Source organism: Streptococcus mitis, assembly GCF_047459985.1.
Classification (GTDB): domain Bacteria; phylum Bacillota; class Bacilli; order Lactobacillales; family Streptococcaceae; genus Streptococcus; species Streptococcus mitis_DZ.
Genome location: NZ_JASHHD010000013.1, coordinates 26,132 through 52,821 on the forward strand (window position 1 = coordinate 26,132; position 26,690 = coordinate 52,821).

The following is a 26,690-nucleotide window of genomic DNA, read 5'->3' on the forward strand; positions in this document are numbered from 1 at the left end:
AAATATTTCCTAGAATTGTTTACTTACAGTCAAGCTATTATTTTAAGCGAGTAAGCATTGCTTTGATACGTTTGTAATCTCCTGCATGCACCATAGATGCTTTACGAAGATGACGACGTTGTTTCTTAGTTTTTCCGTGGAAACGGTGAGAAGTGTAAGCACGGAAACGTTTAAGTCCACCAGAACCTGTACGTTTGAAACGTTTAGCTGATGCGCGGTGTGTTTTTTGTTTTGGCATGATTTTTTCTCCTTTATTTAACTTTCTGACAATTATTTTTTGTCAGTCGCTGGCGCCAATTGCATGAACATTTGACGTCCATCCATTTTAGCACGTTGTTCGATGATTGCAATATCTTGAGTTGCTTCAGCAAACTCGGCTAAAACTTTTGCACCAATCTCTTTATGGGTAATCATACGACCCTTAAAGCGAATAGATACCTTAACTTTATTTCCTTTTTCAAGGAATTTGCGTGCATTGCGAAGTTTTGTATCAAAGTCACCCTTGTCAATCGTTGGACTTAGACGAACTTCTTTCACAGTAACAACACTTTGTTTTTTTCGTTGTTCTTTTTGCTTCTTCTGGTACTCAAATTTGAACTTACCGTAGTCCATAATTTTTGCAACAGGCGGTTTGGCTTGGGGTTGAATCAATACTAGGTCAACATTAGCGTTATCAGCCAAAGCTTGCGCTTCACTGAGTGGCTTGATGCCTAGCTGTTCTCCTTCAAGACCAATCAAGCGAACTTCACGTACACGAATCTCATCATTGATGAATAAGTCTTGCTTTGCTATGGTTTTCACCTCTTTTGTTTTATTAGAGAAAAACAATAGCGGACTCGTAAATATACAAGCCCGCACGTTATGATAGCGTTTCTTAGAAACTTTTCATCCGTAGGGCCAGGCAACTTAATGTCACAAGGCGAGAAGCTCTCACTTCTGCTTTTCTCAACTTTTATATAATACCAAGTTTTCTAGCCCTTGTCAAGATAAAAAGTTATTTTTTGAAAAGTTTGTGTTTGTATTTTGTCTTGGTTTCCGCATCAAAAAGAGAGAACCAAGGTGATTCCCTCTCTATGTTAGTTTTTACTTATTTTCCCTATAGGAAAGCTAGGATCTATTAAAAACTTCTTTTTTCTGTGAACTTCCCCATCTTTCGATAAATAGAATCCCCACTAACAAAAGGATAATCAGGCAAGGAAGTAAGACCATTCCCATGCTCCAATTCAGATTGACATTATCAATCTGTTTAGGTAATCTTCCAGATAAAATCTCTACTGAACGCAAGTAAGTAAAGGGAATCAGATGTGCAATCCTTTGAAGAGGCTGAATCGTTTGGATACCAAACAACAAGCCAACAATTCCAATGAGTGAAAGAAAGAGGACAGGCATTTTTTGCTTGAAAAAGTAAGCAATCAAGTAGACGACTTCCACAATGACGATAAAGGATAAGAAAGCTAATAACAAGCCAGGAAATAATACATCTTGTATCTTTCCAATAGTTACCTCTTGATTCGTTAAGCTATATATCGGGTAGGGATAATCTAACTGTCCAAAACCACTTATCAGGCTTCCCACTAGGAAAGAAAAACCACAGATTCCAATAAACAGCACCGTTACATAGCTCACCCCAACTCCAAGAGAGGACATGGCAAATGTCACTTTTGAAAAAGGATATAACTGAGCTGTGTCCAGATGATTTTGATATCTTTCTGCAAAAAGTTGTGTTAGCATAAAAATAATAGCAACTACAAACAAGGTTGGGATGATAGCCTCTAAAATCCAGACAATCTGATCAATTCCGTGGGTCGGAAACTCCAAAGTATGTGCTTTTATGTTCAAGGGATACAGGGCTTGGTAAATCTTCCGTTCGCGGTCAACCCCCATTTTTAATTCAGAGTTAGAGTTCGGGTCATTTGATACAAATTCATAATTCTTCTCTTCATCTTGCCACTGCAAATAGTAGGCTTCTTTCCAGCGCCCTTCTTTTAACAAAGCCAGAATTTCTTTCTTTTGCGTCAAAAGATTTTTTTGCAATTCTAAATCATTTTTAGCAATCTGGTATTCCTCCGAGCTGGTGTCAGACATTTGGGAGAGCTTCTCTTCATTTTCATTGATAGCTCTCTCGTTGGCTGTAATAGGACTTTCCAACCTGCTCTCCAAGCTGTGTGAGTTTGCAGTCTGACTATTTAAATAAAAGGTGACACCGAGTACAGATACAAATAAAGCTAAGATAATCCAGTTTAAACGACTTTTGAAAACTTTCTTTAATAAAAATAGGCTAATATCTTTCATAACGGAACCTCATCTATCTGACCTTGATGAATGGTTACGATGCTATCGCAAATCTCCACTAACTCCTCTTTGTAGTGGGAACTCAAAAGAACCAGCTGTTCTTTTCTATCGATTTGTGCCAGCCTATCAAAAAACTTCTGTCGATAATACTCATCTAAGCCATTTGTTATCTCATCCATGAGCCAACATTTCGCCTGACTGAGAAAATACATGGCAATCACCAAGCGTTGCTTCATGCCTAAGGAATACTTGCGAATGGGAAGGCTGATATAATCAGACATTTCCCAGTAAGCTATTTCATCCCTTAGGTTCAGGTCTGATTTCCAGATGTTCTTTATGAGACGAAGGTAGTCCATCCCACTTAAGTTTCCATCCAGCCATTCAACACTTTCATAATAAAATAAAGAAGGAGGGGCTGCGATATGTCCACTACTTATGGGAATTAAGTTGCTAATAGCTCGGAACAGGGTCGTCTTTCCAGATCCATTGATAGCAAGAACTCCATAAATCCTGCCTTTTTTAAAGGTGAAATCTACATCTTGTAAGATGACTTGTCGCGTTTTTAAGGTAACATGAGTAAGCCTTAACATATCAAACTCTCCTTCTTCTAAATGTTTAACTATTAATATCCTCCAGTATAGTAGTTTATGACCTCATAACGATCGTAATTCCAGCCAGAACCAACTTTATATTCACTGTAGCTGTCATAACGAGACCATGACGGAATCCAAGCATATTGATGGTCGTGATAGTTGGTACTATATTCCCAAACAGTGTTCCAATCATACCGATAACTCTTAGTGACTGTCACAGCAGATACACTGGACTGAAAAAGACCAATAGATCATAAACTAACTAATTAAACGGTTTTTGCTAATTTTTAATGGTTTTATATTATCAATATCGAATACGCTTTCATTATATCGTTTTTATCATTATTATGCAACAGATTTTTAGTTTTTCTCACTAATATATGACACTTTTCTTCCTAACGAACACTTTCGATTTTCCAACTTTTCCAACCTTTAAATCGTATAGCTCCTTGCTGGTCAGTTCGATAAACTTTACTATTGATACTTTCCAGTCGTGTCAAGGTTTCCTGATGGGGGAGTTTCGTTCGATTGCTCTTTCCAACTGAGATGAGAGTGATCTCTGGTTTGAGCTGTTCTAGAAAGGATGAACTTGTTGAATTTTTAGAACCATGTTGGCCAGCTTTCAAAACATCCACCTCTAGATCTGGGTACCGCTTCAGCAAATCCTTCTCTCCTTTGTCCTCCATATTTCCTGTAAAAAGAAAGTTCTTATCCAGTAGTTTTCCATACAGAACTAGGGAGTCTTCATGATCTCCATCTCCAATTTTCCTTGGAAATAGGACTTCTAACTGACTTCCGAAAATTGGCAAGTTCTCTCCTACTGTCACACTACGCACCTTGGTTTGAGTCGCCTGTAGTTCTGCCACAAATTCCTTCTGTTTCAAACTGCCTTTTGATACTAAAATCTCTCCGACATGAAAAGCCTTGGTCACCTCCAACAAATCTCCAACATGTTCCTTGTCCGTATTGGTTAAAATCAGCTGATCAATCTTAGCTATTCCACGACTTTTTAGATAGGGGACCAAGGTTCGCTGGGCATTGCTGGTCGTCGACTTTTTTTGCCATTTTTCTATTTTCTTATCAGATTCTGCCTTGCCACCGACATCTATGAGAATGGTTTTACCAGTTACATCCCTTAGGAAAATACTTTCGCCTTGCCCCACATCCAGCATGGTAATTTCATTTTCCAGTGGATGCTTAGTCAGGAAAAAGAGACCTGTAATCAATAAGCTCAATACCATTAGCTTTTTAATGTTTTTCCTCAAATCATAGACTAAAGCCAAGGAAATTAACAATAAAATTAAAAACCACGCATTAGGTTGTCCAAAGACCAGAGGTCTACTTGCCAGCTGTGATACTAAGCGAATAATCCCTTCCAACCACTCAAAGAGAAAATTAAGCTGAATAACTGGATAGAGAAAGGAAAGGGCAAATAGGATAGACAAGAGCGGTAAGAAAACCAAGTCAAATAGAAAGGAAAAGACAAAGGTCAAAAGGATGGACCAAGGTTGAAATTCCGCAAAATAGAAGGATAGAATGGGCAATATTCCCAAGGAGATGACTAGACTTTCTCTGGCAACAGACTTGAGCCCCTCCCCTTCTTTGCTGGTCATGGTCAAGATAAAAGCATAAGCGCAGGACAAGACTCCTCCTGCAGTCAGGAAAAAGTTGGGCATGATGATAAAGAGTACAAGCACCGTCAAGGCAAAATTATCCAAGCCCTTAACCCCATGTTGAGTCAGTAACTTTTGCAAGAGACTGCGAATAACCGATGCTGAAAAACCTGTCAGACCTGCATAGATAAGGGAAAAGAGATAAGCTAGCCATTTCCACTTTTCTTGGGTCAAACCCAATCGTAAGAGAAGTTTCTTAAAGCCTTCCATGAAAAAGCCTACCTGCATACCCGACAAGGCAAAAAGGTGGATAATTCCTAGACTAGAATAAAGCTCATTCATCTCCTCAAAGTCAGTGTCCAGATGTCCTAGCAAGAGCCCTGTCATGTAATTGCGCATAGGGTCTGGAAAATGCGTCTTAATCCAAACCACAGCCTTTCGACGTAAACTGGACAGATTTTCTCCTATATCCCAACTGCTAACCTGTTTAAGTGACTGTATTCTTTTTATATTGAGAGTCTGGTAAATCCCCTGAGTCTTCAGATAAGCTTGATAGTCAAATCCACCAAAATTCCTCTGCCCTTCTGGCTCCGAAAGCTTCCCTTCTAGTTCCAAGTCATGAAGGTCTGTTAAGGCTTGAAAGGATTCTTTTTCCTCCTCGGACTGGAGTTTATAATAGACTTGAAAAATACGTCCATCAGACTTGCCACGAAAGGATAGACTATCACCATTGATCTTAATAGTGTCAGGCAAAATCCGTACCCTTTCGACAGAATCCACCAGATTTTGACTAGCTTGACTCTGTTGCAAATTTTGAAACAGAAACCAAAATCCAAAGATTCCACAAACTGCTAGAACTTTTCCAACAGATTTCCACGGAAATTGGATAAAGAGACAGACTAACAGAAAAACGAAGCCCAACAAAGCAAGATAAGATGCTGAGAAAATGGCGTAGTAAAGCCAGAGCAATAGAAAACTCAGATAGATTAGGGGAAAAGGGAACTTCTTAATCCACTGTAACATAGTCTTTTAACTTTTCTATTGTTTTGGCACCAATACCAGAGACCTTCTTGAGCTCGTCTACTGACTTGAACTTGCCATTTGTTTCACGATGGTCGATAATATCCTGAGCTCGTTTACCACCCAGTCCCTTGACTTGCTTGAGTTCTTCCAGACTAGCCTTGTTGAGATTGACCTTCTTTTCCTTGCTTGTTGAAGAAGCTGTTCCCGAACCAGTCTGTTGACTAGCTGACTCTTCTCCCTTAGTTGGAACGTAAACCAGAGCCTCATCACTGACTTTCTGAGCTAGATTGAGCGACTTGCTGTCTGCTTGCTCTGTCAAGCCACCAGCCTTCTGAACGGCATCATTGACCCGACTACCTACAGGCAAATCATAAATCCCTGGCGATTTAACTGCACCCTTCACATCTACTGTGATTAGGTCTTGTTCAAGGGGCTCTGCCTTTTCTTCCTTCTTCACTTCCTTTTCGGTTAATGAATCCTTGGAAACAGCTGCGACTTCTGCCTGCAAATTCGTTTCCTTGACAGGTGTTGATGGAGCTGGCTTTAGCAGGAAAAATCCGCCTAAGGCCAGACCCAAACTCGCACAGATGACAATGATTTTATACTCTTTGATTTTCTCGATAATTGCTTCCATATTTTCTCCTCTCTTATGTTATTCGTAAGAGGAAGAAAAAAACAGTCGAAAATTTCTTTTCAACTGCTTATTTATTTGCAAAATAGACTTCCTTAGTCAAGACATAATGAACTCTTGTCACGATTCGGCCTTCTTCATGCTGGTCCATACAAGCATATGGTTCTTCGTGGGAAAAACGCATTCCTGATTTCTCCATGACCTTTCCTGACGCGGGATTAGCCTTATCGTATAAAGCAACTAACTTATTCATTCCTATCTTCTCAAAAGCTAGCTCAATCACAGCACGATTGGCTTCTGTCGTCAAACCTTGATTCCAATATTTTTTATTGATAATGTAACCAATAGCTGCCTTCTTAAGAGCAGGAACAATCTTGTGCAAATCAATGGTTCCGATAAATTTGCCATTGCTTTTTAATTCTATTCCCCAGCGTCCCAAGGGATTGGCCAAGTAGAACTGGGCAATGTTATTCTTGGTTTCTTCCAAGCTTTGATTGGTTGGAAAAGTGTAGCGCGTATTTTCTCTGTCCGAGGCATACTCAAACATTGCTTCTGCATCATCAAGTGTTACTGGTCTAAGAACTAATCGTTCTGTTTCAATAATTGGATGTTTAGCTAGTTTGATAAATAGTGATTCCATCTTTTTACCTCCCAAAATAAGTTGCTAAAAGAATAACATAAAAGAAATAGGTTTACAAGTTTTTCTTGCAATTTAAAACGGTTTCATATACAATAAAATCATCACAAAAAAACACTAAAGAATTATGTGATACAACAATTGAAACAGCTTAATAGAAAGTGAGTCATCCTATGTTAATTGGAATTCCAAAAGAAATTAAGAATAATGAAAACCGTGTCGCCGTCACACCTGCTGGTGTCCACAGCTTAGTCGGTCGTGGTCATCGCGTCCTTATCGAAACAAATGCTGGTCTCGGTTCTGGCTTTACTGATGCTGACTATCAAAAGCAAGGAGCTGAGATTGTCGCTACTGCTAGTGAAGCTTGGGCTGCAGAGTTAGTCGTGAAAGTAAAAGAACCATTAGCTTCTGAATATGGGTACTTGCGTGACGACCTGCTTCTCTTTACCTACTTACACATGGCCGCTGCTCCTGAATTAGCAGATGCTATGCTAGCAGCAAAAACAACAGGGATTGCCTATGAAACTGTTCATGATTCCCAAGGTCAGTTACCACTCCTCGTACCTATGAGTGAGGTTGCAGGCCGTATGGCAGTCCAAATCGGTGCTCATTTCCTAACTAAGCAAGCAGGAGGTTCTGGCGTTCTACTGGCTGGTGTACCGGGTGTACCTAAAGGGAAAGTAACCATCATCGGTGGCGGTGTCGTAGGGACCCATGCTGCCCGCATCGCTCTTGGTTTAGGAGCTCAAGTCACTATTCTTGATATCAGCGCTAAGCGCCTCTCTGTACTTGAAGATGTCTTTGGTCACCAAATCCAAACACTCATGTCTAACCCATTTAATATCGAAGCAAGTGTGAGAGATGCAGATGTGGTGATTGGAGCGGTTCTCATCCCTGGTGCCAAAGCACCGAAATTGGTGACAGATGAGATGGTCAAACAAATGCGTCCAGGTTCTGTCATCGTTGACGTTGCTGTTGACCAAGGCGGCGTTATCGAAACAGCTGACCGTGTGACAACGCACGATGAGCCAGTTTATGAAAAACACGGTGTTCTCCACTATGCCGTTGCCAATATCCCAGGTGCGGTTGCTCGTACCTCTACCATTGCCCTAACAAACGTTACACTTCCTTATATCGAAGCTTTGGCTGGCAAAGGATTCGCACAAGCAATCTCTGAAGATGAGGGCTTGCGTCAAGGTGTGACAACTTATCAAGGTTGTCTAACTAGCCTCCCAGTTGCAGAAGGCCTCGATATAAAACATACTCCAATTGATGAACTAGTCTAAGAAATCTAATTATCAGATAAAAGAAAGAGCAAGTCCACCTGACCTGCTCTTTTTTGCTATTCTGTTTCTTCTTGGTTTTCTTCACTCTCTTCTTTTTTAACTGGTGCTGGTTCATAAGCTCGAATAATCTGAGCGACAACTGGATGGCGAACCACATCCTTAGCTGAAAAGTGAACAAAGTCAATCTGATGAATATTCTTGAGCTTTTCTTGGGCATCAATCAAGCCTGACTTGACATTACTTGGCAGATCAATCTGACTGATATCTCCATTAACAATCATCTTAGAATTAAAACCTAAACGCGTTAAGAACATCTTCATCTGCATGATGGTCGTATTTTGCGCCTCATCGAGAATGACAAAGGCATCATCCAAAGTCCGTCCACGCATGTAGGCAAGGGGCGCAATCTCGATAATTTCACGCTCCATGAGACGAGTTGTTTGGTCTTTCCCCAGAATCTGATACAAGGCATCGTAAACAGGTCGAAGGTAAGGATCCACCTTCTCTTTAAGATCACCCGGAAGAAATCCAAGACTCTCTCCTGCCTCAACTGCTGGACGAGTTAGAATAATCCGCTTGACCTGACCACGTTTAAGAGCCGTCACAGCTAAGGTCACAGCGAGAAATGTCTTCCCTGTCCCTGCAGGTCCAATCCCAAAAGTCACATCATGCTGTTTGACACTATCCACATAAAGCTTTTGACCCAAGGTTTTAACACGGATGGGCTTACCAGTATTATCCTTGATAATCTCTTCTTCATAGAGGGCGACAAACTTATCGATTTCATTATTCTTAACCATGGTAATGGCTGTCACCACATCCGGAGTTCCAACAGTCATTCCACGATTAACCAAGACCATTAAGGCTTGGATAACTTGGCGGGCTTCCTCACAGGCAGTCTCTTCGCCCAAAACCTGTACAATCTCCGTACGGGCATGAATCACCACATCAAGCTCTTCTTCCATCAAACGAAGATGGCGTTCATTGGAACCAAAAAGATGAAACAGGTCATCTGGATGACTCAGTTGAATGTCAATTGAATGTTCCTTCAAATAAAGAACCTCTCTAATCCTTTTATTTCTTTTTATTATAGCAAAGGGATGGAGAAATTACTAGCCCAAACCCAGTGAATAAATGCTAGTGTTCTAAGTATTCTTGCCAGATAGCGTCAAAGTCTCCTAGGTTGAAAGAGAAACTGGCATGTTCCTCCAAAAAGCGACTCACCTCATCAAAATCATCTGTGTGTTTTGGAAAGGCTGATTCTTCAAAAGCGAGGTCTGCCAAGATGGCCTTGGGACTGTTACTTTTAGGATTGCGCTCAGTCATGAGCCAAGTGTAAAATGATTTTCTCATATGCCACCCTATATCAACTCTGTCCCAAACTGGTCTTGCTTGATTTTACCAGCCTTCATCAAACCACCGAGGGCTTTCTTGAACTGACCTTTAGAAATGCCAAAAGTTGCCTTGATATCGTCTGGGGATGACTTATCATTTAAGGCCATGAAACCACCATTGCTTTCCAAGTAGGTCAAAATCATCTGAGCATCATTTTCCAACATCTCAAAAGAACGTGGTTTGAGGGATAGGTTCAACGTACGGTCCACTTCGCGGAAACCAATGACACGCGCATCCAACACTTGCCCCAAACGTGGCTCTGCATAGCGCTCACTAGGATGGATAAAGCCAAGCATGTTATTTTCTGGCAGGTAAACAAAAGTTCCTGACAGCTTGAGACGGTATACAATGGCTGGCCAGTTTTGGTTCTGCATGTTGTTATATGCAGGTCGAGCCAGACGTTGGAAGTCTTCCTGATAAGCCAAGAGGCCCCAGATACGATCTTTCTTGTCTACTTCAAGACGGATGTAGAGTTGGTCACCCTTCTTAGGCCAGAGTTCCTTAAGTTCAGGGAGAATATCGAGTGACACAACGATTTCCTTGTCAGGAAGACCTGTATCCACAAAGACACCCAAGTCCTTACGAACCTCTGTGACACGGCCCCAACCAAACTGGTCCTGAGTGGCAGTCACTTCTAGAGTGGTCAAGCGAAGTTTTTGCTTCATATCTGTATAGGCAAAACCTTTGACCGTATCACCTACCGTATGCTGACCTTCTTCCTTAGCAAGAGCATAGGTTTGGCCATCCTTTTGCACAAAGTAGAAACGGTCATTTTCATCGATGATGAGTCCAACGATAAAACTTGCAAGATTTGTATTCATATTTCCTTCTTTCGAATAAAACTCAGCCAGCAATGCCAACTGAGTTTTTCTGTTTATTTTTAGACTTCCAAAAGTTCTTTCTCTTTGTTGGCAGTCATGTCGTCGATGTGTTTGACAGCATCGTCTGTTACTTTTTGAATGTCTTTTTCAAGAGTCTTCAATTCGTCTTCAGTGATTTCTTTTGCTTTTTCTTGTTTCTTGGCTTCATCCATAGCATCACGACGGATATTACGAACAGCCACTTTCGCATTCTCACCGACCTTCTTCACTTCTTTAGCAAGATCACGACGAGTTTCTTCTGTTAGAGCTGGGATAACCAAACGAATAACAGAACCGTCGTTAGCTGGTGTGATACCAAGATCAGAAGCGTTCAAGGCGCGTTCGATGTCTTTCAATGAAGACTTGTCAAATGGTGTGACCAACAAAACACGCGCTTCTGGAATCGTAATTGAAGCGATTTGGTTAAGAGGAGTTTCAACTCCATAGTATTCTACATATACACGGTCAAGCAAGCTTGCATTGGCACGACCAGCACGGATACCACCAAATTCACGAGCAAGTGATTGATGAGACTGGGTCATTCTCTCTTTAGCTTTTTCAATAATTGCGTTAGCCATAATCTTTCTTATTCCTTTTCTTCGATATTATTTGAAACAGTTGTTCCGATATTTTCACCAAATACGACACGTTTGATGTTGCCTGGTTGGTTCATGTTGAAGACAACCAAGTCAATGTCGTTATCCATTGAGAGGGTTGAAGCTGTTGAGTCCATGATACGAAGACCTTTGTTAATCACATCACGGTGGGTCAATTCTTCAAACTTAACGGCTGTCTTGTCTTTCTTAGGATCGGCATTGTAAACACCATCTACACCATTTTTAGCCATAAGGATAGCATCTGCTTCGATTTCAGCTGCACGAAGGGCTGCTGTTGTATCTGTTGAGAAGTAAGGTGAACCAATTCCAGCACCAAAGATAACGATACGGCCTTTTTCAAGATGACGAAGAGCACGTCCACGGACATAAGGCTCTGCCACTTGTTGCATGGCAATAGCTGTTTGCACACGTGTATCAACCCCTACTTGTTGCAATGAATCTGCCATCACAAGAGCATTCATGACTGTCCCAAGCATTCCAGTGTAATCTGCCTGAACGCGGTCCATTCCTGCTTCTGCAGCAGGTTCTCCACGCCAGAGATTTCCTCCACCAATAACAAGGGCAATTTCGATACCTAAGCTATGAACTTCTTGAATCTCTTTTGCGATTGTTTGAACTGTTTGGATATCAATCCCTACGCCACGTTCACCGGCAAGGGCTTCACCTGATAACTTGATTAAAATACGTTTATACTTGGGATTCGCCATTTTCACTCTCCTTCTTTTATCCTACCTATTTTATCACAATTTCTAAGATTTTTATAGTATCATGAGCAATTCTTTCAAAAAAAATAGACAGTTAAAAATTCTTCTAAGTCGGCAAGGGCACGCTCTGCAATTTTTTCATAACGAGCCTTCTTATCACGAATGCGTTCACCTTCCAACTCCTTGATAATGCCGAAATTGACATTCATTGGTTGGAAATGCTTGCTATCAGCATGGGTGATGTAATGTGCTAAGCTTCCAATCGCTGTTGTTTCTGGGAAGATAGCCTCACTTTCTCCCTTGAAAAGACGAGCCGCGTTAATTCCCGCAACTAATCCTGACGCTGCTGATTCAACATAACCTTCAACACCCGTCATCTGACCAGCAAAGAAAAGATTAGGTTGTTTCTTAGAACGGTAAGTCTGCTCAAGAAGATTTGGCGAATCCATATACGAATTACGATGCATGACACCATAACGGACAAACTCAGCATTTTCTAGTCCTGGAATCATCTGAAAGACACGTTTTTGTTCTCCCCATTTGAGATGAGTTTGGAAACCAACGATGTTATAGAGACTACCTGCAGCATTATCCTGACGAAGCTGCACAACCGCATAAGGTGTTTTAAATTCTCCATCACGAGGGCCTGTGTAGTCGTCTGGATACTCAAGTCCAACTGGCTTCATAGGACCGTAAAGCATGGTTTTAATGCCACGTTTTGCCATGACTTCGATCGGCATACAACCTTCAAAGTACTTTTCTTTTTCAAAAGAATTGAGCGGTGCTTCTTCTGCATTGACCAAAGCTTCATGGAAATCCATAAACTCTTGTTTTGTCATAGGGGCATTGAGGTAGGCCGCTTCTCCCTTATCATAACGTGATTTGAGATAGACCTTGTTCATATCAATGGTATTGACATCGATAATAGGAGCAGCCGCATCGTAGAAATAAAAGCCATCACCGTCATTGAGGGCATGAATCTTTTCAGCAAGGGCATCACTGGTCAAAGGACCAGTCGCCACAACTGTAATAACATCTGTTGGCAATTCTGTAATTTCATCACGTACTACTTCGACTAAGGGATGATTTGCTACTTTTTCGGTCACCATTTGGGAGAAACCATCGCGGTCCACCGCAAGCGCCCCACCTGCAGGAACACGTGTAGCCTCAGCAGATTCCAAAATAACAGAACCCAAGCGACGCATTTCTTCCTTGAGGAGCCCAACAGCATTAGTCAGGGCGTCTCCACGCAAGGAATTAGAACAAACTAATTCAGCAAAATTGTCTGTTTTGTGCTGGGGTGTTGACTTGACACCACGCATTTCATAAAGTTTAACTGGAATACCACGCTCAGCGATTTGGTAGGCTGCTTCTGACCCTGCCAAACCAGCACCGATAACATTGATATAAGATTGAGACATGACACTAATACCTCTTTGGGTGTAACCTAGGTCCATATCAAAAAACACTGAACATTTTGACACCCACAAATCTTTCTATTTTTTTCTTCCTCTAGTATAACAAAAAAAGGGAAGAAGGCAAACTTCCCTGTTTAGTCATTTTCTTCCCAGTCGTGGTAGGCAGCATAGAGCTGGCTTTTATTCCACTGGTAAATCTTAGCCACTTCCTTGATAGCTTGATTTTTCTTCATTCCTTGCTGAATTCGGGCTTGAATTTCCAAGAACAAGTCTTCCTCGTCTTTTTCTTCAATATCCTGACTAGCACCTTCAACAATGAGTAGGCATTCTCCCTTGAGAGGAGTTTCAGCGATGCTTTCCAGCAATTCAGAGATGTTCCCTCTTTGGTATTCTTCATAGATTTTGGTCAATTCCCTGACCAAGACGACCGAGCGGTCACCATAGACTTCTAGCATATTTTCCAACGTATCTGCCACACGGTGAGGCGATTCGTAGAAAATCTGGGTTTCTGGATAGTCTTTTTTCGAGTCGAAAAATTGCTTTTGTTGGCCTGATTTTCTGGGTAAAAAGCCATAAAAGATATGTGGCTGTGGCGCTAAACCACTGGCAATCAAGGCAGAAATCCCTGCAGAGGCTCCTGGAACTGTAACAACAGCAATATCTTCCTCAATGGCTGCCTTAACCAAATCATGACCAGGGTCCGAGATACTGGGCAGACCCGCATCGGATACCTGAGCAATACTTTGCCCTGCTTTCAGAAAGCCAATCAAATCAGGAATTTTTTCCTTGGCATTGTGCTCATGAAAACTGATCTGCTTGGTGGAAATATCAAAATGCTTGAGCAGAAGCCCTGTATTGCGCGTGTCCTCAGCCGCAATCCAGTCCACTTCTTTCAAAGTCTGGATAGCTCGAAAGGTCATATCATCTAAATTACCAATCGGTGTTGCCACTAGATAAAGCTTGCCATAGGGAGACTGCCCCTTAAAACTTTTTTGAATCTGCATGCCTACTCCCTATACAACAACTCGTCACAGAACATACATTCCTCATCCTGCTCTCGACGTTGTCCATAAAAATCATTACAAACGTGAAATCCATCACGGTAAATCCGACGGACACTTTCTCGTACATGCTTAGCCTTGACGGGAGCATCTGCTTCTACCTCACCCAAGCGTTCGCGTAACTTACTATTTTCCAAGCGAAGAGCTGTATTTTCTTCTACTAGGCTCTTGAGATTTTTCTTGATGGCTTCCACATCGGCCAAGGTTACCAATAACTGTTGGGAAAAATCATCCAGCGCGTCAAATAATTCTTTTTTGTCCATAAAACAGCCCTTTCCTTTCTTTATCGTTCATTTTTAATACTCAATGAAAATCAAAGAGCAAACTAGGAAACTAGCCGCAGGTTGCTCAAAGCACTGCTTTGAGGTTGTAGATAAGACTGACGAAGTCAGTTACATATATCTACGGCAAGGCGACGTTGACGTGGTTTGAATTTGATTTTCGAAGAGTATGAGTTCATATTTCTTTCAAGACCATATATTCCATGGCATTTTGAAAGCTGACATTAGCCTGCCACATTTTTCTAGCTTCTAGCAAATCTTGTAAAATCACCCGTACTCTTGCTTGTAGGATATCTTGTCCACAAAGAACTTCAAGAATCCGTAAAACCTGATCTTGTTTTTCCTTGTCATCTGCCAAGCTAACTAGTTTGGCAACTTGCAAATAACTTTCTTTTTTCTTAGCCACTAACCAAGCCAGCAGGCGTTCACTTTCATCGACCAAGATCCAAAAACTTGCCTGATTTGCCAACTTTTCTGCTTCAGCTCGCGATTGACTAAACTGAGCTAAAAGAATCGACTTTTTCTTAACCAGTCCCATTTGTTCTAAGAGCAAGATGAGTTTTTCTTCTTGCTTTTTAAAGTGGAAAATCTGGGTTCGACTGCGTATTGTCGGTAAAATTTTTTCTTCATCGCTGGTCAAGAAGAAAATATAAACCTCACTCTGGGGTTCTTCGATGACCTTGAGCAGAGAATTAGCTGCATTGGGATGCATTTTCTCAGCTTGCTCAATAATAAAGACCTGTTGCTGGCTTTCAATCCCTGCTTGGGAAAACTGACCCACCAATTCTCGAATGCGCTCTGTCTTGATGACCTGATTGACTGGTTTAATCAAAGTGACATCGGGAAATTCTCCCTGTTCAATCAATTTACAATTTCGGCATTTCTCACATGGCAACACGCCTACCTTATCCGTACAAAAGAGGCTCTTTGCTAAAAATTGCGCCATTTCCAAACTTCCAAAGAAACCTGAAAAGAGATAGGCGTGATTGAGTTGATCTTGTTCTAGGATACGGACAAAGCGGTCAAACTGGGCTGGTTGCCAAGCCTTTAGTTGATCTTGTTTCATTTGGCCAAGCCCATTCTGTCAAACAAGACAGCCTTGGTAGTTTCCACAACCTGCTCCAAAGGGAGACTAGCATCAATCTTGACAATGCGATTTCCTTCTTTATCCAGAAGAGAAAGATAGCCTTGACGAACTTTTTTGTGCAAGTCCAAACCTTCCAAGTCCAAACGATTGACCTCGCGATTGCTATTTGCAGCAATGCGAGCCAGTCCTTCTTCCACCTCGATGTCAAAATAGAGTGTCAAATCGGGTTTAAGGCCATCTGTCGCAAACTGATTAAGCCAGTCAATGGCATCAATATCTAAGCCACGACCAAATCCCTGATATGCAACAGAACTATCGATGAAGCGGTCCATCATGACCAACTTACCAGCTTCAAGGGCTGGAAGAACTTTTTCCACCAAGTGCTGCCTGCGACTGGCAATATAGAGAAGGAGCTCTGTTTTAGAATCCATCTGAGTATGACTTGGATCCAAAATCACTTGACGAATCTTCTCCCCAATCAAGACACCGCCAGGTTCACGGGTCGTCAGCACCTCTACCCCTTTTTCCTCTAAAATTGGGAGCAGAGCCTCTAAAACACTGGTCTTTCCTGCTCCCTCTGGTCCCTCAAGAGAGACTAAAAATCCTTTTGACATGTCTAACTCATTTCTTTTTTACTACTTCTATTCTATCAAAAAAATAGGGGTTTGTGACAATCTTTTTGTGTCTTCTCATTTCATACTCAATGAAAATCAAAGAGCAAACTAGGAAACTAGCCGCAGGTTGTTCAAAGAACTGCTTTGAGGTTGTAGATAAGACTGACGAAGTCAGCTCAAAACACTGTTTTGAGGTTGCAGATAGAACTGACGAAGTCAGTATCATATATCTACGGCAAGGCGACGTTGACGTGGTTTGAAGAGATTTTCGAAGAGTATCAGCCACCATAAAAGAGGCAGTCAAAGCCACCTCTTATTTACCTAGTTCTTGTGTTCGCTTGTAGGCTTGATGAACTGCATCCATGACCGTTCCTCGAAAAGCATGCGCTTCTAGGCTTGCTACACCAGCGATGGTAGAACCTCCTGGGCTACAAACTTGGTCTTTCAAGACTCCAGGATGTTGCTGACTTTCAATAACCATTTGTCCAGCTCCTACCACAGTTTGAGCTGCCATTTTCAATGCTGTTTCTCGTGGCAATCCCGTCTGAACACCTGCATCTGCCAAGGCCTCAATAAAGAGATAGACAAAGGCCGGCCCACAACCTGCAAGACCTGTCGCTGCATCTATTAAGCTTTCCCCAAGTTCAACCAAGAGACCAGCCTTGGCTAAAAGCTGACAAAAGAGCTCACTGTCCTCAACACGACAGTTTGCTGATAGGGCATAACTAATTACTCCTTGACCGATAGAAGCTGGAGTGTTGGGCATGATGCGAATAATCCTGTGGTGACTTGGAAGAAGACTAGCAAGTTTTTCCAAGGTCAATCCAGCTGCCATCGAAATCAAAAGAAGACTTTCTCTTTTTTCAATGATAGTCTGGTATTGAAAAAGCAAGTCTGAAAACTGTGCTGGCTTAACTCCTAGAAAAATCACATCTGCTTCTGCGAATATTTCTTCATTACTAGAAGCCTGACCGCCGAAGTTGGCAATGAAAGCATCTACCTTGGCTTGACTACGATTGGCAAGGAGAAGGTCATCACCCGTCTTAGTCTTCAAAACAGCCTTGGCCAAACTAGCACCCATATTCCCCAAACCAATAAATCCAATCTTCATCTCTTACTCCCTTATTTGACCATCACCAGTAACTACGTACTTATAGCTGGTCAATTCCTTCAAGCCCATGGGACCACGCGCATGCAATTTCTGAGTAGAAATCCCCATTTCGCATCCAAGCCCAAATTGACCACCATCGGTGAAACGAGTCGAAGCATTGACATAAACCGCTGCCGAATCCACTTGATCTGTAAAGTAAGCTGCAGCCTCAGCATTTTCAGTCACAATAGCATCCGAATGATGGGTACTATGAGTTTCAATATGCGCAACTGCTTCTTCTAAACTGCTCACAACCTTAACAGCTAGGACATAATCTAAAAATTCGGTGTCAAAGTCTTGATCCTCAGCTGCTTGACCTGAAACAAACTGACTTGCTTTGCTATCTAAGCGGAATTGAATCGGTTCCAACCCAGCTTCTTTTCTATTTTCAACCAGAACTTGCTCCAAGCGAGGAAGGAAATCCGCTGCCTTGTCTTCATGAACCAGCAAAACCTCCATGGCATTGCAGACAGAAGGACGACTGGTCTTAGCATTGTTGATGATAGACAATGCCTTGTCTTCATCGGCATCCTTGTCCACATAGACATGGACAATCCCAGTTCCTGTCTCGATAACTGGCACAATAGCATTTTCAACCACGGCATTAATCAAACCAGCCCCTCCACGAGGAATGAGAAGGTCTAGATAGCCCTTGGCCTTCATCATAGCATAGCTACTTTCACGGCTGGTATCTTCCACCAGTTGAATCACATCCGGGTGAATAGTAGTCGTCTCCAAACCCTTCTTCAAGGCTGTGACAATGGCATGGGCTGTTTGATAGGCGTCCTTACCACTACGAAGAACAACCGCATTTCCACTCTTGAGAGCCAGAGCAGCCGCATCAGACGTCACATTTGGACGGCTTTCGTAGATAATACCAATAACCCCCATAGCTACACGTTTTTTGGTGATAACCAAGCCATTTCCAAGATGAGTGGTTTCTAAAACTTCACCGATTGGATCTGGTAAAGCAACCACTTCACGAATACCAGTTGCCATTGCTTCTATACGACCTGCATCCAAATAAAGACGATCCAGCATGACATCTGAGATTTTATCCTTTGCTGCCTCCATATCGAGGGAATTTGCCGCTAAAATCACCTCAGTAGCTGCTAATAAGTGATCAGCCATGGCTAACAAGGCTTGGTTTTTTACCTCTTCACTAGCTGTATTGATCGATTTTTTAACAGCTTGTACCTGTTCAAACTGTTCTTGTGTACTTACCATAGTTTACCTCTAAAATTCTGTAAAGAGTAGTTGGATTTCAGGAGTAATGGAAATCCAATCGTCACGATGAATCAAAACACCCTTGGCTTTTTGAGAACGCAACATGTCCTCCAAAGCAGAGGCACCAAATTGAACGCGTCCCTTTCCGAGTGATTTTCCACTTTCCTTGTCAAATACTGTCACGATATCTCCGTAAGAAAAGGCTCCTTCTGCGTCAACAACACCTGATAAAAGTAGACTTTTACCATGTTGAGAGAGAGCTTCTGCAGCACCTTTATCAACCCAAATAGCCCCCTGACTTTTTGCATAAAAAGCCAACCATTGTTTCTGGGTACGAAGTCCCTTCTCTTGAGCAACAAAGTAGGAACCATCCTTGGTCTCCTCAGCCGCCTCAATCATGGCATCCGCCTTCAAGGATGAGCAGATATAAACCGGCACTCCTGACTCCGTTGCAATTGTGGCTGCTTTGATTTTTGTCAGCATACCACCAGTTCCGTTTGAAGATCCTGCTCCACCTGCCATATCGATAATTTCACGATTGATGTTCTCAATTCTCTCCAGACGTTTAGCACTTGGATCCGAGTTAGGATTTCCAGTATAAAGACCGTCTACATCCGTTAAGAGGACCAAAAGATCTGCCTGTACCATTGCTGCAACCTGGGCACTGAGTGTATCATTATCTCCGACCTTAAGTTCGTCAATTACGACACTGTCATTCTCATTGATGATAGGAATTGCACCACGATTGAGAAGAACTGACAAAGCTTGATGGGCATTTTTATAGCGTCTCTTATCCACAAAATCATCCTGAGTTAACAAGATTTGCGCTGAAACAATCTGTCTTAAGAGCAAATTGGTTGTGTATTCTTCTAAGAGTAAACCTTGCCCAACCGCCGCTGAAGCCTGCTTATCTGCAATTTTTGTCGGTCGTTTCTTAAATCCCAATGCTCCAAAACCTGCTGCAACAGCCCCCGAAGATACTAAAATTAGCTCATGACCAGCTTCATGTAGCATTGCAAGCTGCTGTGTGATTGCTTTTACTTTACTGCGAGACAAACTCCCATCCTCATTCGTCAGAGAAGAAGTCCCCACCTTAAAGACAATCCGTTTGTATTTCATAGTCTCACTCCGATTCTTCATATTTATCCATTATAACATGAATAACAGGAAATAGAAAAGAGTTGATAGGAAAAAGAAGGCTCTAAACCTTCTTTTTTACTACTATTCTGATTCCGATTTATTTGCACTCGTTTCAGAGCTTGGTGAAGTTGATGAAGTCAAATCTTGACTAGTTGAAGAATTTGTAACACTTTCATGTTGACTCGTTTCTTTATTTTCAAGATCCTTTTTCACTACTTCTTTGGATTCTTTTATTTCTGAATTACTTGTAGCTCTAGTTGTAGCAGATTTCTCGATCGGAACATCCACTAACCAGGCACCACTTGAATCAACAGTATAACCTTCTGGTGTCTTACTATTCACAAGTAATTGACCATTTTCTTTCAAGAAGTACCATTTATCCTTGTCTTTGATCCAACCCACAGCTCGTGAACCGTCTGCCTTGTAGAAGTACCAATCATTTGCCTTTTTATGCCAACCTTGCTTCATAGCTCCTGATTCTTCTAAATAGTAATGATGACCAGCAATTTCTATCTCACCTGTCTTCATGATACCAGTAGAATCCATATAGTACCAGGTTTCTTTATCTTTTACCCAACCCGTTTTCATTTCCCCTGATTGAGCAAAGTAATACCATTGACCATCAATCTTACGCCATCCTGTTACCATATTCCCATCATTTGATAGATAATAGGTCTGTCCTCCAGTACTAAGCCAACCAATCTCCATCTGATTTTCTTTGTTGAAATAATACCAGATTCCAGCGATTTTCTTCCAATTTTTAGCAGAAGCACCAGAGTCTGTTAAATAGAACCAACGATTGTTCCATTTTTTCCATTGATTCTGTAACAAGATACCCGTTTGGTTAAAGTAATACCAGTCACCCTTAATTTCATTCCAACCGACAGCATACTCTCCTGTAGAATCAGGCGCTTGATACCACCAATTCCCATATGAACTCTTATGCCAACCAGCTTGAAAACTTGGAATCGGCTTGTAGGAAGTTGAAATGTTTACTAAACCGTCTTGTCGAATATCAAAAACTGTCGCATCATAGTCTTTGCTGGCTGCGTTGATTCTCTCAATTCCTCGTTCTTTGAGCCAATTGACATACTCACTATCAACACCATTTTTCCAAGGTAAACTATCCGAAGTTTGAACAATCAAACTCGGACTCAAATTCCTGATAAAATCCTTGGTATTTGATTTGTTGGTATCATGGTGATGATTAAACTTCATCAAATCAACTTTTCCAATGAGAGGACCATACTTGTCTTCTGCTCCATGAACATTATCTAAGTCGCCCCCAAGGTAAATTTTCTTGCCATTGACTTTCACTACACTAATCAAAGAATTGGAATTATCATCCCAAATTTTCTTTAATTCACCCGATGAGTCTGTTTCATTTTCATAATTATAGAGCTGAATATCCATGTCTCCAAACTGAAAATGAGCATCTCCTTGTGTGATGTTTTGAATAACTGAAACACCTTTTTCGGCGGCAGTCTGTAAAACCTTATCATAGCCATACAGATTATCCCATAAACGTTCAGAATTAGTAATACGATTATCACTATATTTTTTAAGATAGACTCGGTCAACTGGATAGGTGGACAGTATTTCATCAACATTTCCAATATGATCACTGTGGGTATGGGTCACTAAAATAAAATCAAGTTTTTGGACACCCAATTCCTTCAAATGACGCAAAACACGGTCTGTCAGAATATGCTTATAAGACGTTTCAGTTCCTTCTCTCCATGGATAACGAGAATCACTTCCATCTGGGAAATCATAATCTTCTCCTGTATCCACCATAGCAAAATGTCCATTACTTTCAAGAATAATCGCATCACTGCCACCTTCTTGAACATTTATAAAGTGGATTTTATTTCCTGAACTTTCTTGAGCTTGAACATTCCCATACCATGACAAACCGAAAAAAACGCCTGCAAGTGCTAAACTAATCAATTTCTTTTTCATTATTGCTTTCTCAATCTCTCTAAGGTTTCCTTAAAAATATCTGGGATATCTGCTGTGAATTCCAAGGTCTCACCTGTTCTCGGATGGGTAAAACCTAGCGTCTTGGCATGGAGAAATTGTCCATGTCCTTTCAGAGTCTTACGTGGACCATAGACTTCATCACCAGCAACTGGATGGCCGATATAAGCCATGTGAACACGAATCTGATGGGTACGCCCTGTCTCCAGTTGCAGCTCCACTAAGCTATAATCACCAAAGCGTTCCAAAACGTGAAAACGGGTCACCGCAGGCTTACCTTTAGCAGTCACCGCCTGTTTCTTACGGTCTTTTTCACTACGGCCAATAGGTGCTTCAATCACACCCCGATCATTGGGAAGATTTCCATGAACAATCGCCCAATATTTGCGGAGAGACTTTTTATCCTTGAGTTCTTGGGCAAGTGCTAGATGAGCCTCATCATTTTTAGCAATCATGAGAAGACCTGATGTATCCTTATCAATACGGTGAACAATTCCTGGACGCAGAACCCCATTGATACCCGACAAATCCTTGATATGGTACATAAGGGCATTGACTAGGGTTCCACTGGTATGACCAGCACTTGGGTGGACAACCATTCCCTGAGGCTTGTTAACGACGGCCACATCCTCATCTTGATAGATAATTTCAAGAGGAATTTCCTCTGCTACATACTCCAAAACCTCTGGCTCTGGTACATGGTAGGTGACGATGTCACCTTCTTGGACAGTGTATTTAGCTTTCTTGACTTGGCCATTGACCAAGACCTGCCCTGATTTGATTTGTTCATTCGCGAGACTGCGTGATAATTCTGTCAAATCTGACAAAGCCTTATCTAAACGCAGGCCACCAGTTTCAATTTTAATTTCCATTTGTTTCCTCTTTTAACATTGCAATCAATAAAATAATCACTCCAACCGTCAGATAGCTATCTGCCACATTGAAAATTGCAAAATTGATAAAGTCAAGGTGGAACATATCCACAACAAAGCCCTGACTGATCCTGTCAATAAAGTTTCCAAGACCACCTGCAATAATCAAGGTCAAACCCATGACCATCCAAAGTGAGTCCTCCATGTGTTTATGTAGATACCAAATGGCACCCACCATAACGACCAGTGTAATGATAGCAAATAACCACTGCTGGTCTTGTAGCATCGAAAAGGCAGCCCCTCTATTTTGCAGGTAGGTCAAGCTAACAAAATTGGGAATCCAAGAGCGAACTTCACCCAGTGGAATCTGCTGGACGATATAGGATTTGACTAACTGGTCCAGCGCAATCAAAAGCAGTACAATGACTACCACTATTCCTCTTTTTTTCATGATTTCCTCTTCTGATCAAAATATTCTTGCATGACTTCTACGAAAAGAGTCCCAGCTTGACTAAGCTCCACTTCCTCACGTTTGACATAAACCATGCGGTTATCTAAATTATCCTTGAGACGAATAACGGTAATGCCATTAACACTGTCACTATCTAAAAATCCAGAACCTGTCGCATAGGCGTCCGTCCGCTCCAAAATACCATTCAAGGTAGCACGGTCTGTCACATTAAACATCTGTGAGCTCGCACTGGTATCGACAAAATTCTCCGAATAATAAAGGTACTCGTCTTTCTCTTGAGTGAAACGAACCGTTGGTAGATCCGCTAAATCCTCCATGACCAGTTCCTCTTTCTGAGCCAAAGGATGCCCTTCACGGAGATAAATGTGGGTATGGAAGGGAATTAATTCAATGACCTCTAGCCCTAGCTTTTCAACCCGCTGCATGATACCTTTTTTATTTTGATTATTGAGGTAGATAATCCCAATCTCACTATGCCCTTGGGCCACTTCGTCTAAAATTTGAACAGTAGTTGATTCAAAAATACGAAAGTTCTTATAATCAGGATAGCGCTCTGAAAAGGCCGTAATAGTTGGTGGCAAGAAGTCATAGTGCTGACTAGCAATGGAAAATTCATCCTTTTCTTCCTCAGGATTGGCATACTGATTTTGAAAAATATCAAATCCTTTAACCAATTCTTGCGCTTTTTCATAGAATTCCATACCACGACGAGTCAAGAAAGTCCCTGAGCTGGTCCGACGGAAAATCTTAAAGCCCAACTCTTTTTCCAAATCACGAACAGAAATGGACAAACTCGGCTGACTGACATACATCTTTTCAGCAGCTTCACGGAAAGTACCACTATTGGCAATGGCAACAACATAGCGTAATTGTTGAATGTTCATCTTCTACCCCCAACTTCTTTATCTTTTCATTATACCATATTTTGGAAGTTTTCCAAAAAGGAAAAAAGTCAGGAAACTTTCAAATCTAAACGCGTAACTTCTCAAAGTAACTTCCATCTCTCTCCCAAAACTGGAAGTTTGTCTCAGACGAATTTCCACTGATTTCACGCGTTTTTCTCATACTAAAAGCTAGGTTCTGAGAAACTGGAAGTTAGTTTTAGAAGTTACCCAAGGAAATCGCTATATCAAACAGGCTTTGACCATGTCGGGATTAATTGCAGCACATTCTAAGGATCCAGCTTTTTCTTCTTTTTACAATCGAATTTCCCAAAGAGGAAGCAAGATGAAGGCGGTTATTGCTTGTGCTCATAAGATTCTCAGAATCATTTACAAACTACTCTCCACCAAGCAGACTTATCAAAAAGAAAAGGCGCTAGGACTGAGGAAACAGTTCTAACGCCAAAACTAAAAAAATTTCAATTGCAGTATAGCACAGGAAGCGATTTTTTGCGATTTTTTACTGTTTTTTCAAATATAGTCATTTAGTTTTAAAAAAGCACTCTAAACATTCAAAAATATTTGGAACTTCCCTTAATAAATCCATCACTTTCTTTTTCAAAACAGCCCAAGCTTTCTCAATAGGATTCAAATCTGGTGAATAAGGTGGTAGAGGTAAGAAAAAGTGCTTATCTTGAATGCAAAGTTCATCTAAAACGTTCTTGGGATGAAAACTAGCATTGTCCATGATAATAACATGAGGTGTCTTCAAAGCAGGAAGGAGTTGCGTTTTGAACCACTCCACAAAGAAGTTACTCGTCATGCTTTCCTTGTAAATCATGGGAGCTATAAACTCTCCATCTACTTGTCCTGCAACAATTGAAGTCCTCTCAAAACGCCGTCCGCTAATCTTTTCATAGACTTTCTCACCTATATGAGCCCGTGCATAAGGACGATAGAGGTAGCGGTCTATTCCCGAGTTTCCTCACTACTATGGGCTCGGCTGACTTCTCATGATTCGTTGTTACTACGCTTTCAGCGCTCATGAGACCTCACGGGATAAGCCGTACATCTTTCCTCTTTTATACAAGATATGAGGACGTTAAAAGGTTACAGTGAAAAAGATAAATCTTAGTCCCAATTCAATTACTCTCGTGATTTACGCATATAGGTTACGACTACCTTTTTGGACTTTAGAGTTTCAGGCCCCTTTATCCGCTATATACGCCTTAGTATCACGTTTCTGTTCGTAGAGTCACGATTTCGCTATTCCTTCCTCTGCCGATTCTTATTTCCAGCGTCAGACTTAAAACGGTCTATCCCCAGATCGTTTTAATCCGCTACCTCACGATAGTCGGGCTTGGGAATCGCTATTGAGTTCACCTGTAGCAGGTGCCCACGGAGGACTTATACTCAATGAAAATCAAAGAGCAAACTAGGAAGCTAGTCGAAGGCTGTACTTGAGTACGGTAAGGCGACGCTGACATGGTTTGAATTTGTTTTTCGAAGAGTATTACACCTCAGATGCACGACATGCCTGTCGTACCTAAAAAGAAAGGACGAAATTTGTCCTTTCTAGATCTTAGCTTTTTTTCAACCCACTACAGTTGACAAAGAGACCAAAAAGAGAGGTCTAAACCTCTCTTTTGGGGATTTCACTTATTTCTAAATGTACTACCTTTTTGGAATATCCATAGGTTAGATATCCTTAAGATAAACCATTATTCTATTAAGATTCATCTTCTTTTTTACGTTTTGCAACCAAACCTAGACCTACTAGACCGAGTACAGCACCAAGAGCAGCAACTCCAGATTTAGAATGTTCACCAGTATTTGGCAACTCACGACCTTTAGGTTTTTCTAGTGTTGATGTTGGCGGTGTTGACGGTGCTGGTGGTGTTGACGGTGCTGGTGGTGTCGGTGGTGTCGGTGGTGTCGGTGGTGTCGGTGGTGTCGGTGGTGTCGGTGGTGTCGGTGGTGTCGGTGGTGTCGGTGGTGTCGGTGGTGTCGGTGGTGTCGGTGGTGTCGGTGGTGTCGGTGGTGTCGGTGGTGTTGGTGGTGTTGGTGGTGTTGGCGGTGTCGGTGGTGTTGGCGGTGTCGGTGGTGTTGGTGGTGTTGGTGGTGTTGGTGGTGTCGGTGGTGTTGGTGGTGTTGGCGGAATAACAGTGTTATTAAACTCTGTATCTTCTGGCAACTGAGTAGTAGCCACTAATACCTTACCATCTTTCTTCACCACGATACCAACGGTCGCAACCATCTTATCGTAAACAACGCTAGAATCTGTACCACGAATTTCTTCTACATGGTAGATGTGAGTTCCTTCTTCACCACGTTTGAATTCAAGTGTAGAGAATTGGATCTTACCAGTCGCATCATTGGTTACGGTTTCGATCACATTTCCTTTTTCGTCCTTAAGAACGAAGCTGAATTCGTTAGCTTTAAGCTCACGACCTTCCAAGCGTTTAGTGAAGTTGAACTCTACTTGTACTGGTACGCTGTTGACACGTTTTTCAGTTGGTTTGCTTGGTTTTTCAACTTTCTTAGTAGTTGGGTTGTAGTAGTTAACTACTTGAGCCGCAGTATTTTCGATATCTACTCCGCCAGGTACATCAGCTTTCACTGTTGTTGGGATGTCGAACTTGTAGTAACGTCCGAAGGCGAACTTAGTTGTATCGATCACTTGAGTGTTTTCTGCATCGCCAAGTGACTTCGTGAAGCCATCTTTAAGGGTTGCAGTAATCACACCGTTGTTCACAGCGATATCGAATTTAGCTGTTACATCATCACCTGTTACTGAATCGTAAGCTTTGATCTTAGTAGAATCAAGGTCCAACTTAGTTTCATCGTAGTCATCTG

27 protein-coding genes, 2 pseudogenes and 1 other annotated feature are annotated in these 26,690 nt (G+C 41.7%); of the genes and pseudogenes, 2 read left to right on the plus strand and 27 right to left on the minus strand.

Annotated features, from left to right (window positions below; genetic code table 11):
• Positions 1-37: 37 nt before the first annotated feature.
• From rpmI to QM959_RS07560, 8 genes are all read right to left on the minus strand, one after another.
• Positions 38-238 (minus strand): 50S ribosomal protein L35, encoded by a 201-nt coding sequence (gene rpmI / locus QM959_RS07525; protein WP_001125941.1) that lies wholly within the window; start codon positions 236-238, stop codon positions 38-40.
• 32 nt (positions 239-270) lie between these two features.
• Positions 271-801, minus strand: coding sequence for a translation initiation factor IF-3 (gene infC / locus QM959_RS07530; protein ID WP_000848180.1), 531 nt, complete (start codon positions 799-801; stop codon positions 271-273).
• A 15-nt stretch (positions 802-816) separates the two neighbouring features.
• Positions 817-948: a sequence feature (ribosomal protein L20 leader region), on the minus strand.
• Between the two features lie 159 nt (positions 949-1,107).
• Entirely contained in the window at positions 1,108-2,292 is a 1,185-nt protein-coding gene (locus tag QM959_RS07535) for a hypothetical protein (RefSeq protein WP_414372459.1), read from the minus strand.
• Positions 2,289-2,882, minus strand: a complete 594-nt coding sequence (locus QM959_RS07540; RefSeq protein ID WP_414372460.1) for an ATP-binding cassette domain-containing protein — start codon at positions 2,880-2,882, stop codon at positions 2,289-2,291. The genes QM959_RS07535 and QM959_RS07540 overlap by 4 nt, the downstream gene beginning before the upstream one ends.
• Before the next feature lie 32 nt (positions 2,883-2,914).
• Positions 2,915-3,103 (minus strand): hypothetical protein, encoded by a 189-nt coding sequence (locus QM959_RS07545; protein ID WP_414372462.1) that lies wholly within the window; start codon positions 3,101-3,103, stop codon positions 2,915-2,917.
• A gap of 177 nt (positions 3,104-3,280) precedes the next feature.
• Entirely contained in the window at positions 3,281-5,521 is a 2,241-nt protein-coding gene (locus QM959_RS07550; protein WP_414372464.1) for a DNA internalization-related competence protein ComEC/Rec2, read from the minus strand.
• Positions 5,505-6,155 (minus strand): helix-hairpin-helix domain-containing protein, encoded by a 651-nt coding sequence (locus tag QM959_RS07555; RefSeq protein ID WP_414372465.1) that lies wholly within the window; start codon positions 6,153-6,155, stop codon positions 5,505-5,507. Before QM959_RS07555 ends, QM959_RS07550 begins: the two co-directional genes overlap by 17 nt.
• Before the next feature lie 67 nt (positions 6,156-6,222).
• The gene (locus QM959_RS07560) at positions 6,223-6,792 is read right to left on the minus strand and encodes a GNAT family N-acetyltransferase (RefSeq protein ID WP_414372467.1); all 570 of its coding nucleotides are present in this window, start codon (positions 6,790-6,792) and stop codon (positions 6,223-6,225) included.
• Between the two features lie 170 nt (positions 6,793-6,962).
• Between QM959_RS07560 and ald the strand changes: the two genes are divergently transcribed.
• Positions 6,963-8,075: an alanine dehydrogenase gene (ald, locus tag QM959_RS07565; protein WP_414372469.1), complete on the plus strand. Its 1,113-nt coding sequence runs from the start codon at positions 6,963-6,965 to the stop codon at positions 8,073-8,075.
• A 56-nt stretch (positions 8,076-8,131) separates the two neighbouring features.
• Here the strand turns inward: ald and QM959_RS07570 are convergent, their stop codons facing one another.
• The 17 genes from QM959_RS07570 to QM959_RS07650 form a co-directional block, all read right to left on the minus strand.
• Complete coding sequence (locus QM959_RS07570; RefSeq protein ID WP_414372470.1) at positions 8,132-9,127, minus strand: PhoH family protein; 996 nt, start codon at positions 9,125-9,127, stop codon at positions 8,132-8,134.
• An 85-nt stretch (positions 9,128-9,212) separates the two neighbouring features.
• Entirely contained in the window at positions 9,213-9,428 is a 216-nt protein-coding gene (locus QM959_RS07575) for a YozE family protein (protein ID WP_001232084.1), read from the minus strand.
• A gap of 8 nt (positions 9,429-9,436) precedes the next feature.
• Positions 9,437-10,291, minus strand: a complete 855-nt coding sequence (gene cvfB / locus QM959_RS07580) for an RNA-binding virulence regulatory protein CvfB (RefSeq protein ID WP_414372472.1) — start codon at positions 10,289-10,291, stop codon at positions 9,437-9,439.
• 59 nt (positions 10,292-10,350) lie between these two features.
• A complete protein-coding gene (gene frr / locus QM959_RS07585; protein ID WP_001262227.1) occupies positions 10,351-10,908 on the minus strand; it encodes a ribosome recycling factor in 558 nt (185 codons plus the stop codon).
• Between the two features lie 8 nt (positions 10,909-10,916).
• On the minus strand, positions 10,917-11,654 hold the full coding sequence (gene pyrH, locus QM959_RS07590; RefSeq protein ID WP_000002996.1) for a UMP kinase: 738 nt from the start codon (positions 11,652-11,654) through the stop codon (positions 10,917-10,919).
• 74 nt (positions 11,655-11,728) lie between these two features.
• Positions 11,729-13,072: a methylenetetrahydrofolate--tRNA-(uracil(54)-C(5))-methyltransferase (FADH(2)-oxidizing) TrmFO gene (gene trmFO, locus QM959_RS07595; protein WP_414372473.1), complete on the minus strand. Its 1,344-nt coding sequence runs from the start codon at positions 13,070-13,072 to the stop codon at positions 11,729-11,731.
• Positions 13,073-13,203: 131 nt separating this feature from the next.
• The gene (gene rsmI / locus QM959_RS07600) at positions 13,204-14,073 is read right to left on the minus strand and encodes a 16S rRNA (cytidine(1402)-2'-O)-methyltransferase (RefSeq protein ID WP_414372475.1); all 870 of its coding nucleotides are present in this window, start codon (positions 14,071-14,073) and stop codon (positions 13,204-13,206) included.
• 2 nt (positions 14,074-14,075) lie between these two features.
• Positions 14,076-14,393, minus strand: a complete 318-nt coding sequence (yabA, locus tag QM959_RS07605) for a DNA replication initiation control protein YabA (RefSeq protein ID WP_000358228.1) — start codon at positions 14,391-14,393, stop codon at positions 14,076-14,078.
• Between the two features lie 193 nt (positions 14,394-14,586).
• Positions 14,587-15,477, minus strand: coding sequence for a DNA polymerase III subunit delta' (locus QM959_RS07610; RefSeq protein WP_414372477.1), 891 nt, complete (start codon positions 15,475-15,477; stop codon positions 14,587-14,589).
• Positions 15,474-16,112 carry a dTMP kinase gene (gene tmk, locus QM959_RS07615; protein ID WP_414372479.1) on the minus strand — a complete coding sequence of 213 codons (639 nt, stop codon included), beginning with the start codon at positions 16,110-16,112 and terminating at the stop codon, positions 15,474-15,476. Before tmk ends, QM959_RS07610 begins: the two co-directional genes overlap by 4 nt.
• A 313-nt stretch (positions 16,113-16,425) precedes the next feature.
• On the minus strand, positions 16,426-17,223 hold the full coding sequence (gene proC, locus QM959_RS07620; protein WP_414372481.1) for a pyrroline-5-carboxylate reductase: 798 nt from the start codon (positions 17,221-17,223) through the stop codon (positions 16,426-16,428).
• Between the two features lie 3 nt (positions 17,224-17,226).
• A complete protein-coding gene (locus QM959_RS07625) occupies positions 17,227-18,489 on the minus strand; it encodes a glutamate-5-semialdehyde dehydrogenase (protein WP_414372483.1) in 1,263 nt (420 codons plus the stop codon).
• 9 nt (positions 18,490-18,498) lie between these two features.
• Entirely contained in the window at positions 18,499-19,608 is a 1,110-nt protein-coding gene (gene proB / locus QM959_RS07630; protein WP_247934423.1) for a glutamate 5-kinase, read from the minus strand.
• A 102-nt stretch (positions 19,609-19,710) separates the two neighbouring features.
• On the minus strand, positions 19,711-21,591 hold the full coding sequence (cbpE, locus tag QM959_RS07635; protein ID WP_414372484.1) for a phosphorylcholine esterase CbpE: 1,881 nt from the start codon (positions 21,589-21,591) through the stop codon (positions 19,711-19,713).
• Positions 21,591-22,481 carry an RluA family pseudouridine synthase gene (locus QM959_RS07640; RefSeq protein ID WP_414372486.1) on the minus strand — a complete coding sequence of 297 codons (891 nt, stop codon included), beginning with the start codon at positions 22,479-22,481 and terminating at the stop codon, positions 21,591-21,593. Before QM959_RS07640 ends, cbpE begins: the two co-directional genes overlap by 1 nt.
• Positions 22,471-22,932 carry a signal peptidase II gene (lspA, locus tag QM959_RS07645; protein ID WP_414372488.1) on the minus strand — a complete coding sequence of 154 codons (462 nt, stop codon included), beginning with the start codon at positions 22,930-22,932 and terminating at the stop codon, positions 22,471-22,473. Before lspA ends, QM959_RS07640 begins: the two co-directional genes overlap by 11 nt.
• Positions 22,929-23,837, minus strand: coding sequence for a LysR family transcriptional regulator (locus QM959_RS07650; protein ID WP_001025693.1), 909 nt, complete (start codon positions 23,835-23,837; stop codon positions 22,929-22,931). Before QM959_RS07650 ends, lspA begins: the two co-directional genes overlap by 4 nt.
• Here QM959_RS07650 and QM959_RS07655 point away from each other — a divergent pair.
• Positions 23,830-23,904: pseudogene (locus tag QM959_RS07655) on the plus strand (AraC family transcriptional regulator); the annotation flags it as partial. The gene QM959_RS07650 and the pseudogene QM959_RS07655 overlap by 8 nt on opposite strands.
• Before the next feature lie 471 nt (positions 23,905-24,375).
• On the opposite strand, the pseudogene QM959_RS07660 reads toward QM959_RS07655, so the two are convergent.
• Both QM959_RS07660 and QM959_RS07665 read right to left on the minus strand, forming a co-directional pair.
• A pseudogene (locus QM959_RS07660) lies at positions 24,376-24,813 on the minus strand (transposase); the annotation flags it as partial.
• Between the two features lie 750 nt (positions 24,814-25,563).
• The coding region (locus QM959_RS07665) for an SspB-related isopeptide-forming adhesin (RefSeq protein WP_414372490.1) at positions 25,564-26,690 on the minus strand (1,127 nt) is incomplete at its 5' end.

What these genes read in the sequence shown, in the direction of transcription:
- QM959_RS07575 (WP_001232084.1), bottom strand. Translation starts at nt 9,428, where the DNA reads ATGAGAAAATCATTTTACACTTGGCTCATGACTGAGCGCAATCCTAAA.
- rpmI (WP_001125941.1), bottom strand. Translation starts at nt 238, where the DNA reads ATGCCAAAACAAAAAACACACCGCGCATCAGCTAAACGTTTCAAACGT.
- tmk (WP_414372479.1), bottom strand. Translation starts at nt 16,112, where the DNA reads ATGTCAAAAGGATTTTTAGTCTCTCTTGAGGGACCAGAGGGAGCAGGA.
- pyrH (WP_000002996.1), bottom strand. Translation starts at nt 11,654, where the DNA reads ATGGCGAATCCCAAGTATAAACGTATTTTAATCAAGTTATCAGGTGAA.
- QM959_RS07550 (WP_414372464.1), bottom strand. Translation starts at nt 5,521, where the DNA reads ATGTTACAGTGGATTAAGAAGTTCCCTTTTCCCCTAATCTATCTGAGT.
- cbpE (WP_414372484.1), bottom strand. Translation starts at nt 21,591, where the DNA reads ATGAAAAAGAAATTGATTAGTTTAGCACTTGCAGGCGTTTTTTTCGGT.
- lspA (WP_414372488.1), bottom strand. Translation starts at nt 22,932, where the DNA reads ATGAAAAAAAGAGGAATAGTGGTAGTCATTGTACTGCTTTTGATTGCG.
- yabA (WP_000358228.1), bottom strand. Translation starts at nt 14,393, where the DNA reads ATGGACAAAAAAGAATTATTTGACGCGCTGGATGATTTTTCCCAACAG.
- QM959_RS07625 (WP_414372483.1), bottom strand. Translation starts at nt 18,489, where the DNA reads ATGGTAAGTACACAAGAACAGTTTGAACAGGTACAAGCTGTTAAAAAA.
- QM959_RS07640 (WP_414372486.1), bottom strand. Translation starts at nt 22,481, where the DNA reads ATGGAAATTAAAATTGAAACTGGTGGCCTGCGTTTAGATAAGGCTTTG.
- QM959_RS07650 (WP_001025693.1), bottom strand. Translation starts at nt 23,837, where the DNA reads ATGAACATTCAACAATTACGCTATGTTGTTGCCATTGCCAATAGTGGT.
- QM959_RS07535 (WP_414372459.1), bottom strand. Translation starts at nt 2,292, where the DNA reads ATGAAAGATATTAGCCTATTTTTATTAAAGAAAGTTTTCAAAAGTCGT.
- ald (WP_414372469.1), top strand. Translation starts at nt 6,963, where the DNA reads ATGTTAATTGGAATTCCAAAAGAAATTAAGAATAATGAAAACCGTGTC.
- QM959_RS07540 (WP_414372460.1), bottom strand. Translation starts at nt 2,882, where the DNA reads ATGTTAAGGCTTACTCATGTTACCTTAAAAACGCGACAAGTCATCTTA.
- frr (WP_001262227.1), bottom strand. Translation starts at nt 10,908, where the DNA reads ATGGCTAACGCAATTATTGAAAAAGCTAAAGAGAGAATGACCCAGTCT.
- QM959_RS07610 (WP_414372477.1), bottom strand. Translation starts at nt 15,477, where the DNA reads ATGAAACAAGATCAACTAAAGGCTTGGCAACCAGCCCAGTTTGACCGC.
- trmFO (WP_414372473.1), bottom strand. Translation starts at nt 13,072, where the DNA reads ATGTCTCAATCTTATATCAATGTTATCGGTGCTGGTTTGGCAGGGTCA.
- cvfB (WP_414372472.1), bottom strand. Translation starts at nt 10,291, where the DNA reads ATGAATACAAATCTTGCAAGTTTTATCGTTGGACTCATCATCGATGAA.
- proC (WP_414372481.1), bottom strand. Translation starts at nt 17,223, where the DNA reads ATGAAGATTGGATTTATTGGTTTGGGGAATATGGGTGCTAGTTTGGCC.
- QM959_RS07560 (WP_414372467.1), bottom strand. Translation starts at nt 6,792, where the DNA reads ATGGAATCACTATTTATCAAACTAGCTAAACATCCAATTATTGAAACA.
- rsmI (WP_414372475.1), bottom strand. Translation starts at nt 14,073, where the DNA reads ATGCAGATTCAAAAAAGTTTTAAGGGGCAGTCTCCCTATGGCAAGCTT.
- QM959_RS07555 (WP_414372465.1), bottom strand. Translation starts at nt 6,155, where the DNA reads ATGGAAGCAATTATCGAGAAAATCAAAGAGTATAAAATCATTGTCATC.
- proB (WP_247934423.1), bottom strand. Translation starts at nt 19,608, where the DNA reads ATGAAATACAAACGGATTGTCTTTAAGGTGGGGACTTCTTCTCTGACG.